The organism is Pseudomonas sp. Q12-87, assembly GCF_001269755.1.
Taxonomy (GTDB): domain Bacteria; phylum Pseudomonadota; class Gammaproteobacteria; order Pseudomonadales; family Pseudomonadaceae; genus Aquipseudomonas; species Aquipseudomonas fluorescens_S.
Map to the genome: position 1 here is coordinate 13,793 of NZ_LHVI01000013.1, position 16,921 is coordinate 30,713.

At 64.8% G+C, this 16,921-nt stretch carries 2 protein-coding genes (1 of these 2 only partly in view); both read left to right on the top strand.

The genetic code is table 11. The annotated features are described in order from the left end of the window. Complete coding sequence (locus AD663_RS08085) at nucleotides 1-12,441, top strand: non-ribosomal peptide synthase/polyketide synthase (RefSeq protein WP_053213532.1); 12,441 nt, start codon at nucleotides 1-3, stop codon at nucleotides 12,439-12,441. Continuing rightward, nucleotides 12,441-16,921 carry the start of a non-ribosomal peptide synthase/polyketide synthase gene (locus AD663_RS08090; protein ID WP_053213533.1) on the top strand. Its footprint extends 9,052 nt past the window's final position, so only the first 4,481 of its 13,533 coding nucleotides appear in the window; it begins with the start codon at nucleotides 12,441-12,443; the stop codon falls past the right edge of the window. The genes AD663_RS08085 and AD663_RS08090 overlap by 1 nt, the downstream gene beginning before the upstream one ends.

The following is a 16,921-nucleotide window of genomic DNA, read 5'->3' on the forward strand; positions in this document are numbered from 1 at the left end:
ATGAATGCTGAAGACGCCTTGAAACTTGCTCGCCGGTTTATCGGGTTGCCCCTGCAAAAGCGCCAGATGTTCCTGGCGGCACTGGACAAGGAAGGGGTGGCGTTCAGCGGCTTTCCCATCCCCCAGGGCGTCGAGGCCGAGGATCGCCAGGCCCTGTCCTATGCCCAGCAGCGCATGTGGTTTCTCTGGCAGCTTGAGCCGGACAGCGGCGCCTACAACCTGCCGGGTGCGGTGCGGCTCAAAGGCAGGTTGGACCTGCAGGCCCTGGAGCAGGCTTTCGCCAGCCTGGTGGCGCGACATGAAACCCTGCGCACGGTGTTCCAGCGCCAGGCCGACGACAGCCTCGTGCAAGTGCCAATGACCGCGCCGCTGCTGATCGAGCAAGAAGATTACAGTGCCCTGGCAGCCGTCGAGCGCGAGCTGGCGGTGGCCGAGGCGGCGCAGCAACAGTCGCTGCGGCCGTTCGATCTGGCGGTCGGGCCGCTGCTGCGGGTCAAGCTGCTCAAGCTCGGCGAGCGCGAGCATGTGCTGTTGCTGACCTTGCATCACATCGTCTCCGACGGTTGGTCGATGAACGTGCTGATCGACGAATTCGTCCGCTGCTACGACGCTCATCAAGCGGGGCAGTCGCCGCAACTTGCACCGCTGCCGATCCAGTACAGCGACTATGCCTTGTGGCAGCGCCGCTGGCTCGAAGCGGGGGAGCAGGCGCGGCAGCTTGAGTATTGGCAGGCGCAACTCGGCGATGAGCATCCGGTGCTGGAACTGCCGACCGATCACGCGCGCCCGGTCATGCCGAGCTATCGCGGCAGCCGTCATGAATTCGCCATCGATAGCGCCTTGGCGGAACAGCTGCGCAGCACGGCCCAGCAGCATGGCGTCACGCTGTTCATGCTTCTTCTGAGCGCGTTCAACGTGTTGTTGCATCGCTACAGCGGCCAGCCGGATATCCGCGTCGGCGTGCCGATCGCCAACCGCAATCGCGATGAAATCGAAGGCCTGATCGGCTTCTTCGTCAACACCCAGGTGCTGCGTACCGAACTCGACGGACAAATGCGCGTCGTCGATTTGCTCCGCGCCGTCAAAGAGGTCGCCCTCGGTGCCCAGGCCCATCAGGACCTGCCGTTCGAGCGCCTGGTCGACGCCTTGAAGCTGGAGCGCAGCCTCAGCCATACGCCGCTGTTCCAGGTGATGTACAACCATCAGCCGCATGTGGCCGACATCACCACGATCAGCACCGCGTCGGGGCTGGAACTGGGCATGCTCGACTGGCAAGGCCGCACCACCCAGTTCGACCTGACCCTGGACACCTTTGAGAAGGCCGGCAAGTTGCACGCCGCGCTGACGTACGCCAACGATCTGTTCGAAGCGCCGACCATCGCGCGCATGGCGCGGCATTGGCTGCGTTTGTTGGCGGCGATGGTCGCCGATCCGTCGCAGCGCATCGGCGAATTGCCGCTGCTCGATGCCCACGAGCAGCAGACCCTGGTGCATGGCTGGAACGCCACCGCCCAGCGCTACCCGACCGAACGGTGCATGCATCAACTGATTGAAGCGCAGGCCGTGCGCACCCCAGACGCATTGGCGTTGACGTTTGGCCAGCACAGCCTGACCTACGCCCAGCTTGATGCCCGCGCCAACCAGTTGGCCCATCTTCTGCGCGAGCACGGTGTGCAGCCGGACAGCCTGGTGGGGGTCTGTGTCGAGCGTTCGATGGAAATGGTGATCGGCCTGCTGGCGATCCACAAGGCCGGCGGCGCCTATGTGCCACTGGATCCGGAGTACCCGCAGGAACGCCTGGCCTACATGATCGAAGACAGCGGCATCGCCTTGCTGCTGACCCAGGGTTCGCTGTCGGCGGGGCTGCCTACCGATGGCGTCACCGTGATCCTGCTCGACCAGCCGGCCGGCTGGCTCGATGGCTACAGCGAGCGTCGCCTCGAAGTGACCGTTGATCCGCTGAGCCTGGCCTACGTGATCTATACCTCCGGCTCCACTGGCAACCCCAAGGGTGCCGGCAACAGCCATGCGGCCCTGGTCAACCGTTTGTGCTGGATGCAGCAGGCCTACGGCCTGGACGACAGCGACGCGGTGTTGCAGAAAACCCCATTCAGCTTCGACGTGTCGGTGTGGGAATTCTTCTGGCCGTTGATGACCGGTGCGCGCCTGGTCATGGCCGCGCCGGGCGCGCACCGCGACCCGCTGCAATTGATCGATACCATCAACCGTTACGGCATCAGCACGCTGCACTTCGTGCCGTCGATGCTGCAAGCGTTTATCCATGAGCCGGGTGTGGAACGCTGCGAAGGGCTCAAGCGCATCGTCTGCAGTGGCGAGGCCTTGCCGCTTGACGCGCAGCATCAGGTCTTCGCCAAGTTGCCGAACGCCTCGCTCTACAACCTCTACGGTCCGACCGAAGCGGCCATCGACGTGACCCATTGGACCTGCGTCGACGAAGGCGCCGATTGCGTGCCGATCGGGCAGCCAATCGCCAACCTGCGCACCCATGTGCTCGACGCGCAACTGAAGCCGGTGCCGTGGGGCGTGCCCGGTGAGCTGTACCTGGGCGGGGCGGGGCTGGCCCGCGGTTATCACCGACGCCCGGCGTTGAGTGCCGAGCGCTTTGTGCCGTGCCCGTTCCACGCCGGCGAGCGCCTGTATCGCAGCGGTGACCGGGTGCGTCAGCGCGCCGACGGCGTGATCGAATACCTGGGCCGCCTCGACCATCAGGTAAAGCTGCGCGGCCTGCGCATCGAGCTGGGCGAAATCGAAGCCCGGCTGGCGCAACATCCGCTGGTGCGCGAGGCGGTGGTGTTGGTGCAGGACGGCACGCACCTGGTGGGTTACCTGGTGCTGGAAACCTCCCAGCCACCCGAGCAATGGCAACAGGACGTCAAGGCCTGGTTACTCGGTGGCCTGCCGGAATACATGGTGCCGACTTACCTGATGCCCTTGGCCAGGTTACCGGTCACCGCCAACGGCAAACTGGACCGCAAGGCCCTGCCACAACCGGACGCCGCGCCGCAGCAAGCGTTCGTCGCGCCACAAGATGCGCTGCAGATCGCGCTGGCTGAAATCTGGCAGGACGTACTGGGGCTGGAGCGGGTCGGCCTCGAAGACAATTTCTTCGAGCTGGGCGGTGACTCGATCATCTCGATCCAAGTGGTGAGCCGTGCCCGGCAGCTCGGCATTCGCGTCAACCCACGCGACCTGTTCCAACACCAGACCGTGCGCAGCCTGGCGCTGGTCGCCCGGGTCGAACATCACAACGCAGTGGACCAGGGGGCGGTCACCGGTGAGGCCCTGCTCGGGCCGATCCAGCGGCAGTTTTTCTCGCGGCCGATGCAGGCCCGCGAGCACTGGAACCAGTCGTTGCTGCTGAGCCCTCGCGAGCCGTTGAACAGCCTATGGCTCGACGCGGCGCTGACCTGCGTCATCAATCATCACGACGCCTTGCGCCTGCGCTTCATCGAAGGCGCGGATGGCTGGCAGCAGAGCCACGGGCCGTTGCAGCAAAGCGCTGGCCTGTGGCTGCGCGATGCCCAATCCATCGAGCGACTGAATGCGCTGTGTGACGAAGCGCAGCGCAGCCTCGACTTGCAGGACGGGCCGTTGTTGCGGGCCATGCTGGTCAATCTGGCCGATGGCAGCCAGCGGCTGGCGCTGATCATCCATCACTTGGTGGTGGATGGCGTGTCGTGGCGCGTGTTGCTGGAAGATTTGCAGCAGGCCTACGAACAACTGGCGGCGGGCGGCGGCGTTACGTTGCCGGCCAAGACCAGTGCGTTCCAGCGCTGGACTGCGGGCCTGAGTGCCGAAGCGCCGCGCTTCAACGATCAGTTGGCCTATTGGAAGAGCCAGCACCAGGGCGCGTTGGACCTGCCCTGCGAACGTCCGCAAGGCAGCCTGGAAAACGCCCACGGCGCGAAGATCGAATGGCGTCTGGACGCCGGGCTGACCCGGCAGTTGTTGCAACAGGCACCAGCGGCGTATCGCACGCAGGTCAATGATCTGCTGCTCACCGCGTTGGCCCGCACTATCAGTCGCTGGAGCGGGCACTCGGGCACGCTGGTCGAGCTCGAAGGCCATGGTCGTGAAGACCTGTTCGAGGACATCGACCTGACCCGCACGGTCGGTTGGTTCACGAGCCTGTTCGCGGTGAATCTGAGCGCTGCCGACGACCTCGGCGATTCGATCAAGGCGATCAAGGAGCAACTGCGCGGCGTTCCGCACAAAGGCCTGGGCTATGGCGTGCTGCGTCATCTGGCGGCGCCTTCGGTGCAAGCCGAACTGGCGGACCTGCCGCCAGCGCGCATCACGTTCAATTACCTGGGCCAGTTCGACCGTCAGTTCGACGAATCGGCGCTGTTCGTGCCATCCGGCGAAAGCAGCGGCGTGGCCCAGGATCCGACGGCGCCCTTGGCCAACTGGCTGACCGTGGAGGGGCAGGTGTATGGCGGCGAACTGACGATGAGTTGGGGCTTCAGCTGTGAGATGTTCGACGGCGCGACCGTGCAGCGACTGGTCGATCGATATGCCGTCGAGCTCACGGCGCTGATCGAGCATTGCGTCAACCTGGCCGCGCCGCAAGCCACGCCGTCGGATTTCCCGCTGGCCCGCCTTACCCAGGCGCAACTCGATGGGTTGCCAGTATCGACCGGCCAACTCGACGACATCTATCCGCTGTCGCCGATGCAGCAGGGTTTGTTATTCCACACCCTCTACGAGCACGCCGCGGGCGAATACGTCAACCAGCTGCGGGTGGACGTCCAAGGCTTGGACGTCGAGCGTTTCCGCGCGGCGTGGCAGGCGTGCATGGATGGGCAGGACATCCTGCGCAGCGGTTTCGTCTGGCAAGGTGACTTGCAGGAGCCGTTGCAGATCGTCCACAAAGAACTGCCAGTGCCATTCACCGTGCTGGACTGGCGTGAACGTGCCGACCAGCCGCAGGCCCTTGCCGCGCTGGCCGAGGATGAGCGCGCGAAAGGCTTCGATCTGAGTCGGGCGCCCTTGTTGCGTTTGGTGCTGGTGCAGACCGGTGTCGGTCAATGGCATTTGATCTACACCCACCACCACATCCTGATGGATGGCTGGAGCAACGCACAGCTGCTCGGCGAAGTAATGCAACGCTACAGCGGCCGTGTGCCGGCCAGCATCACCGGCCGTTACCGTGACTACATCGCTTGGCTGCAACGCCAGGACGCTCAAATCAGCGAGGCTTTCTGGAGCGCTCAACTGGCCACCCTGCAGGAGCCGACCCGGTTGGCGCGGGTCATGTCCGCCAGCGAGACCCACAGCGGTCATGACGACCATTACCAGACCCTGGATGCGACTCGCACCCACGCCCTGGAACAGTTCGCCCGCCAGCAAAAGGTCACCCTCAACACCTTGGTCCAAGCGGCGTGGCTGTTGCTGCTGCAACGCTATACCGGCCATGACAGCGTGGCCTTCGGTGCCACCGTCGCCGGTCGGCCGGCGGACCTGCCGGGCATCGAGCAGCAAGTCGGCCTGTTCATCAACACCTTGCCGGTGATCGCCGCGCCGCGTCCGGACCAGTCGGTCGGTGCCTGGCTGCAAGCGGTGCAAGCGCAGAACCTGAGCCTGCGAGAGTTCGAACACACGCCATTGGCGGACGTCCAGCGCTGGGCCGGGCAGGGCGGCGAGGCGCTGTTCGACAACATCCTGGTGTTCGAGAACTACCCGATTGCCCAGGCGCTGCAACAGGGCAGGGAACAGGACGTGGTGTTCGGCGAGGTCACCCATCTGGAGCAAACCCACTATCCGTTGAGCGTTGCCGTGACCCTCGGCCAGACACTGGCGTTGCACTACAGCTTCGACCGGGCGCATTTCAGCCCGGCGGCCATCGCCGGCATCAGCGCTCACTTGATGCATCTGCTGGAAACCTTCGCTGAATCGGCGACCCGTAACCTCGGGCAAATCGCCCTGGTCAGCAGCGCGGAACAATCCCGGCAACAGGCGGCCAATCACCCGCAGCCGTACCCGACCGATGTCGCGGTGCATCAGCGCATCGCCCAACTGGCGGCGCAGCAACCGCAGAGCACGGCGGTGATCTTCGACGGGCAACGTTTCAGCTATGGCGACATCGACCGCCGGGCGAACCAACTGGCGCACGCCTTGATTGCCCGTGGTGTCGGCCCGGAAACCCGGGTCGGCGTGGCCCTGCCGCGCAGCGAAGGGGTGATTGTCGCGCTGCTGGCGGTGCTCAAGGCCGGCGCCGCTTACGTGCCGCTGGACACCCGCTACCCGCGCGAGCGCCTGGCGTACCTGATCGAGGATTCGGGATTGGCGCTGTTGCTCACCGATTCCCGGGTGTCGGCGCAATTGCCCCTGGAAGGGGCCGCCCAGGTGTTGGAGTTCGACCGCCTCGACCTGAGCCAGCAACCACTGGAGGCGCCATCCGTCCTGGTCGATCCTCAGAACCTGGCGTACGTCATCTACACCTCCGGCTCCACCGGCAACCCCAAAGGCGTGAGCGTGGCCCATGGGCCGCTGGCGATGCATTGCCAGGCCATCGGCGAGCGCTACGAGATGCAGGGCAGCGACTGCGAATTCCATTTCATGTCCTTTGCCTTCGACGGCGCCCATGAGCGCTGGCTCACCAGCCTGACTCACGGCGCCTCGCTGCTGATTCGCGACGACAGCCTGTGGACCCCGGAGCAAACCTACAACGCGATGCGCGAGCACGGCGTGACGGTGGTGGCGTTCCCGCCGGTGTACCTGCAACAACTGGCCGAGCACGCCGAGCGCGAAGGCAATCCGCCCAAGGTGCGCATTTATTGCTTCGGCGGCGATGCCGTGCCCAACGCCAGTTTCGAACGGGTCAAGCGCGCCCTCGATCCGCAATTCATCATCAACGGCTACGGCCCGACCGAAACCGTGGTCACGCCGCTGATCTGGAAAGCCGGCCGCGAGGTGGCGTGTGGCGCCGCCTATGCGCCCATCGGCAGCCGCATCGGCGACCGCAGCGCCTACGTGCTGGATGCTGATCTGAACCTGCTGCCCCAAGGCATGGCCGGTGAGCTGTACCTGGGCGGCAGCGGGTTGGCCCGGGGCTACCTGAACCGTCCGGGCCTGACGGCCGAGCGATTTGTCGCCGACCCGTTCAGTACGGTCGGCGGCTTGCTGTATCGCACCGGGGACCTGGTGCGCCAACGCGCCGACGGCACCTTCGATTACCTGGATCGCATCGACAACCAAGTGAAGATTCGCGGTTTTCGCATCGAGCTGGGCGAAGTCGAAGCCAGCCTGCGAGCCCTGGACGGCGTGCGCGAAGCGGTCGTCGTGGCCCAGGAAGGCGCTGCCGGCAGCGGCAAGCGGCTGGTGGCCTATGTCGTGGCCGAGCAGGCGGAGGCCTTGCTTGAGGCATTCACCGAGCAGCTACGCGAGCAACTCAGGGCGACCCTGCCGGCGCACATGGTCCCGGCGTACCTGTTGCTGCTCGAACGCCTGCCACTGACGCCGAACGGCAAGCTCGACCGCAAGAACCTGCCCAAGCCCGACGTCAGCCAACTGCAGCAAGCCTACGTGGCACCCCGCAGCGCGCTGGAACAACAACTGGTATCGATCTGGCAGGACGTGCTCAAGCTTGGGCAAGTCGGCCTGCGGGACAACTTCTTCGAGTTGGGTGGCGATTCCATCGTCTCGATCCAGGTGGTCGGCCGCGCCCGTCAGACCGGGATTCATTTCACGCCGAAAGACTTGTTCCAGCACCAGACCATCGAGAGGCTGGCAACGGTGGCCCGCGTGGGCGCAACCAGCCAAGCCATCGATCAAGGCCCGGTGAGCGGTGAACTGATCCTGTTGCCGGTGCAGCAGGTGTTCTTCGACGAGGCCATCCCACAGCGTCAGCACTGGAACCAGTCGGTGATGCTCAAACCCACGCAACCGCTGGACGCCGGGGTGCTGGCGCAAGCCTTGGCCGCGCTGGTCGTGCATCACGATGGCCTGCGCTTGGGCTTCAGCCAAGAAGGCGAAGGCTGGCAGGCCCGCTACCGTTCGCCGGCCAGTCGTTGCGACGACCTGCTCTGGGTGGCGGACATCGCGGACGCCGAGGCCCTGCACAGCATCGGCAACAAGGCGCAACGCAGCCTGGAGCTGCGCGACGGGCCGCTGCTGCGAGGGGTGCTGGCGAACCTGAACGACGGCAGCCAACGGTTGCTGCTGGCGATCCATCACTTGGTGGTAGACGGCGTGTCGTGGCGGATTCTGTTCGAAGACCTGCAAGGCGCCTACCGTCAGTTGCTCGCCGGGCAAGCGTTGCGATTGCCGGCGAAAACCACTTCGGCGCAGATCTGGGCCGAACGATTGCAAGGCTATGCCCGCAGCGCCCCGTTGCAGGCAGAACTGGCGTATTGGCAGGCGCACCTTGAGGGCGTCGATGGGCAATTGCCGATGGACAACCCTTCAGGCGGTCGGCAAAACCGCCTCGCGCAAACCGTGCGCACCCGACTCGATGCGTCACTGACCCGCCAATTGCTGCAAGACGCGCCCAAGGCCTACCGCACCCAGGTCAACGACGTGCTGCTTACCGCCCTGGCCCGGGTCATCGTGCGCAGGACCGGCAGCGACAGTGCCTTGATCCAGCTCGAAGGGCACGGCCGTGAAGCCTTGTTCGATAATGTCGACCTGACCCGCACGGTCGGTTGGTTCACCAGTCTTTACCCGGCCAGGCTCACGCCGGTGACCGACCTGGGGAACTCGCTGAAACAGATCAAGGAACAGCTGCGGTCGATTCCGAACAAGGGCCTGGGCTTTGGTGCCCTGGCGCACCTGGCCGATGACGCGTCGCGGGCGACCCTGGCCCGGCTACCCGTACCGCGCCTGACGTTCAACTACCTGGGCCAGTTCGACGCCAGTTTCAACGAGGCCGATGGCGCCTTGTTCGTACCGGCCGGCGAAGGTGCAGGGGACGAGCTGGACCCCGAAGCACCGCTGTCCAACGTCCTGGCGGTTAACGGTCAGGTGTTCGGCGGTGAGCTGAACCTGGGCTGGACCTTCAGCCGCGAGCAGTTCAACGAAACCACTGTCCAGGCCCTGGCCGACGATTACGCCCGTGAACTGCAAGCGTTGATCGAACATTGCTGCGACGGCGAGCAGGGCGGCGTAACGCCGTCGGACTTCCCCCTGGCACGCCTGAACCAGCAGCAGGTGGATGGCTTGCCTGTGGCGGCGGCGCAAATCGCTGATGTGTATCCGCTGTCTCCGATGCAACAGGGCATGCTGTTCCATGGCGTCTACGGCGATGCCAGTGGCGACTACATCAACCAACTGTGCCTGGACGTGGAAGGGCTGGACCCGGAACGTTTCCGCCAGGCCTGGCAGGCGGCGGTGGACGCCCATGACATCCTGCGGAGCCGGGTCGTCTGGCAGGGAGATCTTCCCGAGCCCGTGCAGTTGGTCAGCAAGCACCTGCAACTGCCTTACAGTCTCCATGTCTTGCGGGCCGACGAAACCTTGCAGGCGTTGGCCGATGCCGAGCGCCGGCAACTGGACCTGAGCGCGCCGGCGCTGTTGCGGTTGATGATCGTGCGCCTCGACGAGCAGCGTTATCACCTGATCTACACCCACCACCACATCCTGATGGATGGCTGGAGCAATTCGCAGTTGCTCGGCGAAGTGCTGCAACGCTACAGCGGCCAGGCTGTCGCCGGACCGGGCAGCCGTTATCGCGATTACATTGCCTGGCTGCAACGCCAGGACGTCGCCGCCAGCGAAGCATTCTGGACGCCAGCGCTGCAACGCCTGGAGACGCCGACGCGGCTGGCCGATGTCATTGCCAACTCGGGGCCGGTGGGCAGCGGTCATGGCGATCACGTGCAGGTATTGGACGAGGCACTGACGCGCCGCCTGGAAGCCTTTGCCCGTGCTTCGAAAGTCACCGTCAACACGCTGGTGCAGGCGGCGTGGCTGCTGTTGTTGCAGCGTTACACCGGCAAGGACACCGTGGCGTTCGGCGCGACGGTGGCCGGTCGCCCGGCGGATTTGCCCGGCATCGAGCAGCAGATCGGTTTGTTCATCAACACCTTGCCGGTGATCGCCAGCCCTCGGGCCGAGCAGTCCCTGGACAGCTGGCTGCAAGCGGTGCAAGGGCAGAACCTGGCGCTGCGGGAGTTCGAGCACACCGCGTTGCTGGACATCCAGCGCTGGGCCGGGCAGGGCGGTGAGGCGCTGTTCGACAGCCTGCTGGTGTTCGAGAACTACCCGATTGCCCAGGCCTTGGAGCAAGGCGCACCGGACGGCCTGTGCTTCGGTCCGGCGACAACAGAAGAACAGACCCACTATCCGTTGACGCTGCTGGTGGGCCTGGATCGGCAGTTGACGGTACACATGAGTTATCAAAGGGCGAGTTTCCAACCCGCCAGCGTCGCGAGGCTGGCGGCGCACCTGGCGCACTTGTTGGGCCAGATGACCGGGCAGGGCGAGCGCTGCCTGGGTGAGCTGTCGATGCTCGAGTTCGATGAGTATCAGCGCCTGACCCATGATTGGAACCCGGTGGACGCGCCGTTCGAGCAAACCCTGTGCATCCACCAGATCATCGCCCGCCAGGCCGAAGCCACGCCGGACGCCTTGGCCGTGACCTTCGCCCACACCCAGCTGAGCTACAGCGAACTCGACGGCCGCGCCAATCGCCTGGCCCACAAGCTCATCGAACTGGGCGTGGGCCCGGAGGTGCGCGTGGGCGTGGCGATGCCGCGCTCCGAGCATCTGCTGATCGCCTTGCTGGCGGTGCTCAAGGCCGGCGGTGCCTACGTGCCGCTGGATCCGGATTATCCGGCCGAACGTGTGGCGTACATGCTCGACGACAGCCGTGCCCGTGTGTTGCTGACCGAGCAAGCGGTGGCGGCGACGCTCACCGTTCCGGCTGAAACCACTGTGCTGATGCTGGATCGGATTCAGCTGGGCGAATACCCATTGAGCGCGCCGCCTACCTCGGTCGCCGCCGACAACCTCGCCTACGTGATCTACACCTCCGGCTCCACCGGCCAACCCAAGGGCGTGGCGATTGCCCATCGCAACGTGCTGGCGCTGATCGATTGGTCGAAATCGGTCTACAGCCGCGACGACATCCAAGGCGTGCTCGCGTCCACCTCGGTGTGCTTCGACTTGTCGGTATGGGAGCTGTTCGTGACCCTGGCCAACGGCGGCTCGCTGATCATCGCCCGTAACGCGTTGGAATTGCCGCAACTGCCGGCTCGGGATCAGGTGCGGCTGATCAACAGCGTGCCGTCGGCCATCGCCGCCTTGCAGCGCAACGGTGAAATCCCCGCCAGCGTGCGCATCATCAACCTGGCCGGTGAGCCGCTCAAACAAAGCCTTGTGGAAGCGCTGTACCAATGTGAATACCCAGGTGGGAGCGGGCTTGCTCGCGAAAGCGGTGGGTCAATCAACGATGGGCCAACTGACAGGACGCCTTCGCGAGCAAGCCCGCTCCCACAAGTTGGCGGGGTTGAGCATGTGTACGACCTTTACGGCCCCTCGGAAGACACCACCTATTCCACCTGGACCCGCCGCACCGCCGGCGGTACGGCGAACATTGGCCGGCCCCTCAAGCACACCGCTGCCTACCTGCTCGACGCTGACCTGCAACCGGTGCCTCAAGGTGTCTCGGCCGAGCTGTACCTGAGCGGCGCGGGCATCACCCGTGGCTACCTCGGTCGGGCCGCGATGACCGCCGAGAAGTACGTGCCCAACCCGTTCTCCAGCAGCGGCGAGCGCTTGTACCGCAGCGGCGACCTGAGCCGTTATCGCGCCGATGGTGTGCTCGAATATCAAGGCCGGATCGACCATCAGGTGAAGATTCGTGGTTTGCGTATCGAACTGGGGGAAATCGAAGCGCGGCTGTTGCAACAACCCCAGGTGCGCGAAGCGGCGGTACTGGCCCAGGACGCCCCGGGTGGTCAGCAATTGGTGGCCTACGTGGTTGCCCCGGCGCTGGACCTGGGCGTCGGCGAAGACCTGCGGGCCTTGCGCGATCAACTCAAGGCGGGCCTCCGGGCGCATTTGCCCGATTACATGGTCCCGGCCCACGTGCTGTTCCTCGACCAATTGCCCCTGACTCCCAACGGCAAGCTCGACCGCAAGGCCTTGCCCGCCCCGGAAACCGCCTTGCTACAGGCCAGTTATGTCGCACCGGCCACTGAACTCGAACAGCAGGTCGCGGCGATTTGGGCGCAAGTACTCACGGTGGAACGCGTAGGCCTGAACGATCACTTCTTCGAGCTGGGCGGCCACTCGCTGCTGGCAGTCAATGCCGTGTCGCGCATGGCCCTCGAACTGGGGTTGACCCTGACCCCCCAGCTGATTTTCCAGCAACCGGTCCTGAAGGATTTTGTCGCGCAACTCGACGCCGGAGACGGGCCGATCAACGAACAGAAACTGAACAAGCTGGAAGCCCTGCTTGATGAAATGGAGGAAGTCTGATGGACAAGAGTGTTGCTTTGAGGATTGCCAAGCGCTTTATCACTCTGCCGCTGGACAAACGCAGGCTGTACCTGGAAAAGATGCTCGAGGAGGGTGTTTCGCCGGCCAACCTGCCGATCCCCGAGGTGCGCTCCGGGTTTGAACACATCCCGCTGTCCTACGCCCAGGAGCGCCAATGGTTCCTGTGGCTGATGGATCCCCATAGCTCGGCCTATCACATCCCCACAGCCCTGCGCCTCAAAGGGCACCTGGACGTGGCGGCCCTGGAACGCAGCTTCAACGCCTTGGTCGAGCGCCATGAGAGTTTGCGAACCACCTTCATCGAGCATGGCGAGCAGGCCGTGCAGGTCATCCACCCGCACCTGCCGCTGCGCATCGCGGTGCAGACGTTGCCAGCCGGTTCGTCGACCCGCCAGGACGACAGCATCAAGGCGTTTGTCGACGCTGAAACCGCGCGCCCGTTCGACCTGCGCCAAGGGCCGTTGCTGCGGGTATCGCTGTTGAAAGTCGGCGACGACGACCATGTGCTGGCGCTGATCCAGCACCACATCATCTCCGATGGCTGGTCGATGCAAGTGCTGGTGGATGAACTGGTGCGCCACTATGCCTTCAACACCGCCGGACTGCCGCTGGTATTGCCGGAGCTGAGCGTGCAGTACGCCGATTATGCGATCTGGCAGCGTCACTGGCTGGAGGCCGGTGAGCGCGAGCGGCAACTGGCCTATTGGGTCCAGACCCTGGGCGACGAACAACCGGTCCTGGAGCTGCCCCTCGATCATCCACGCCCGCCTGTGCAGAGTTTTCGCGGTGCGCGTTTGGACCTGAACTTGCCGGCGGAGCTGGGCGCGGCGCTCAAGCAACTGGCCCAGCGCGAAGGCGCGAGTCTGTTCATGGTGCTGCTGGCTTCGTTCCAGGCCTTGCTGCACCGCTACAGCGGTCAGCCGCAGATCCGCGTCGGCGTGCCGGTGGCCAACCGCAACCGGGTCGAGACTGAAGGCCTGATCGGCTTCTTCGTCAACACCCAGGTGCTCAATGCCCATATCGACGGCCAGTTGCCGTTCGATCGCTTGCTCAATCAGGTCAAGCAAGCGGCGATGGCCGCCCAGGCGCATCAGGATCTGCCCTTCGAGCAACTGATCGAAGCCTTGCAGCCGGAACGCAGCCTCAGCCACAGCCCGATCTTCCAGGTCATGTTCAACCACCAGACGGCCAGCGAAAAAGACCGCCAGTTGCAACTGCCGCAACTGAGTATCGAGGACCTGGTGTGGGAAGGGCGCACCGCCCAGTTCGACCTGACCCTGGGCACTTATGAAAGCGAGCACGGCGTTGCCGCCGAACTGACCTATGCCACCGATCTGTTCGAACCGCAGACCATCCAACGCCTGGCCCGCCATTGGCAGAACCTGCTTCAGGGCATTGTCGCTGCGCCACAGCAACGCGTTGGTGAGCTGCCATTGCTCGACGCCGCCCAGCAGCGCCTGACGCAGCAGGACTGGTACCGCGTGGTCGACCGCGGCGCTGAAGCCGCATGCGTGCACCTGCGCATCGCCGAACAGGCGCGGCAGACCCCTGATGCAGTGGCGCTGACCATCGAAGGACAGACCTTGACCCATGGGCAACTGGACGCGCGCGCCAACCAGCTCGCCCACCGCCTGATTGCCCTGGGCGTGACGCCTGACCAACCGGTGGGCATCGCCGTGGAGCGCTCGGTGGAGATGATCGTCGGCCTGCTGGCGATCCTCAAGGCCGGTGGCGCCTACGTGCCCCTCGACCCGGCGTACCCGGAGGATCGCCTGGCCTACATGATCGACGACAGTGGCATCGAGCTGCTGTTGACCCAGTCCCGTTTGCAGGAAGTGCTACCGATTCCGGCGACCCTTCGAACCGTGCTGCTGGACCAGCCCGACGCCGCGCTGCGGGATGCTCCGCGCACCTGCCCGGCGGTGCCGCTGACGGCTGGGCACCTGGCCTACGTCATCTACACCTCCGGTTCCACCGGCAAACCCAAGGGCGTGATGGTGCGCCATGGCGCGCTGAGCAATTTTGTCGCCAGCATGATCGACCAGCCGGGCCTTTCGGCCGGTGACCGCATGCTGTCGCTGACAACCTTTTCCTTCGATATTTTCGGCCTGGAAATCTACGGGCCGTTGTCGGTCGGTGCCAGCGTCGTGCTGACCGGCCAGAACGTCCACCAGGATCCCCACGCGGTGCTGGCGCTGATCGAGCGTCATGATGTGACGGTGCTGCAAGCCACGCCTTCGAGCTGGCGCATGCTGCTGGATCATGAGCACGCTGGGTTGTTGGCCGGGCGCACTTTCCTCTGTGGCGGCGAGGCGTTGCCCCAGGAGCTGGCGCAACGCTTGCTGGCCCTTTCGCCAAACGTCTGGAACCTCTACGGCCCGACCGAAACCACGATCTGGTCGGCGGTGCACCCCTTGAGCCAGGAAAACAGCCGCCCATTGCTCGGCAAACCCCTGGACAACACCGCGCTCTATATCGTCGGCAGCGACCTGACCCTCAATCCGCCCGGCGCGCCGGGTGAGCTGCTGATCGGCGGCGACGGGCTGGCGCGCGGCTATTTCCAGCGCCCGGCGCTGACCGCCGAACGCTTCGTGCCCGATCCGTTTTCCAGCACCGGCGAGCGGCTGTATCGCACTGGCGACTTGACCCGCTATCGGGCCGAAGGCGTGGTCGAGTACCTCGGCCGTATCGACCACCAAGTGAAGATCCGTGGCTTGCGGATCGAACTGGGGGAAATCGAAGCGGCGTTGCTGGCCCAGGCCAGTGTGCGCGAAACCGTGGTGGTGGCCCACGAAGGCCCGACCGGTGCGCAACTGGTGGGCTACGTGGTGCCTGCCTCGGCCGAAGCGCTGGACCCCGAGGCCGAGGCCGCCTTGCGTGCGGCGCTCAAAGCCGCGCTCAAGGCGCAGTTGCCCGAGTACATGGTGCCGGCGCACCTGATGTTCCTGGCGCAGCTGCCGTTGACGCCCAATGGCAAGGTCAATCGCAAGGCGTTGCCGGCCCCGGACGCCAGCGCTGTGCAGCGGGCCTACGTTGCGCCGCGCAGTCACGCCGAGCAGCAAGTGGCAGCGATCTGGCAGCAAGTGCTCAAGCTTGAGCAAGTCGGGTTGCAAGACAACTTTTTCGAGCTGGGCGGGCACTCATTGTTGGTGACCCAGGTGGTGTCGCGGGTCCGTCGGGCGCTGGGGATCGAAGTGCCGCTGCGCAGCTTGTTCGAGCACGCCACCCTGGGCGATTTTGTCCAGGCCTTCGACGGCGAACCAGGCGAACAACTGCCGACAATCGCAGTGGTGCCACGTGACCAGCCGCTGCCGCTGTCGTTTGCCCAGGAGCGTCAGTGGTTCCTGTGGAAAATGGACCCTGACAGCGCGGCCTACAACATTCCCAGCGCATTGCGCTTGCGCGGCACGCTGGACAAAGTTGCCCTGGCCTTGAGCTTCGAGGCCCTGGTTGAGCGCCACGAAAGCTTGCGCACCGTGTTCGTCGAAGATGATGGCCGGACCTGCCAACTGATTCGAGCGCAAGGGCAGGTCGATGTCCTCGAACGGCGCCTGGCTGTTGAGGATGAGGCAAGTGTTCAAGCGTTCATCGAACAGCAGACGCAAGCTCCGTTCGACCTCTTGAATGACCCGCCGCTGCGCGTGGCGCTGTTGGAACTGGGCGAGCAGGATCACATCCTGGTGCTGACGCTGCACCACATCGTGTCCGATGCCTGGTCGTTGCAGGTGATGGTCGACGACCTGATGAGCCTGTATTCGGCGTTCAGCCAAGGGCAGCCGTCGCCGCTGCCCGCGCTGTCGATTCAATACGCCGACTATGCCGTCTGGCAGCGCCAATGGATGGCGGCCGGTGAGCGGGATCGACAACTGGCCTACTGGACTGCACAACTGGGCGGCGAACAACCGTTGCTTGCGCTGCCCACCGACCATCCGCGCCCGGCCCGGCAAAGCCTGCGCGGTGCGCGTCTGCCGGTGCGGTTGGACCGCTCGCTCAGTGACGCCCTCAAAGCCGTGGCCCGCCGGGAGAACGTCACGCTGTTTGTGCTGTTGCTCGGCGCTTTCCAGGCCTTGCTGTCTCGCTACAGCGGCCAGGCGGATATTCGGGTCGGGGTGCCGATTGCCAACCGTCAGCGACTGGAAACCGAGCGTCTGATCGGCTTCTTCGTCAATACCCAGGTCTTGCTGGCTCAGTTTGACCGCGACCTGACCGGCGCCGGTTTGCTGCAACAACTCAAGCAGACGGCCATGGCGGCGCAAATGCACCAGGACCTGCCGTTCGAGCAACTGGTCGATGCCTTGCAGCCGCAGCGCAACCTGAGCCACAGCCCGTTGTTCCAGGCCATGTTCAACCATCGCAACGAAACCGCCGCGGTCTTTGACAATGCCTTGCCGGGCCTGTCCGTCGAACCTATCGGTTGGGCGCAACGGACCGCGCAGTTCGACCTGAGCCTGGACACCGT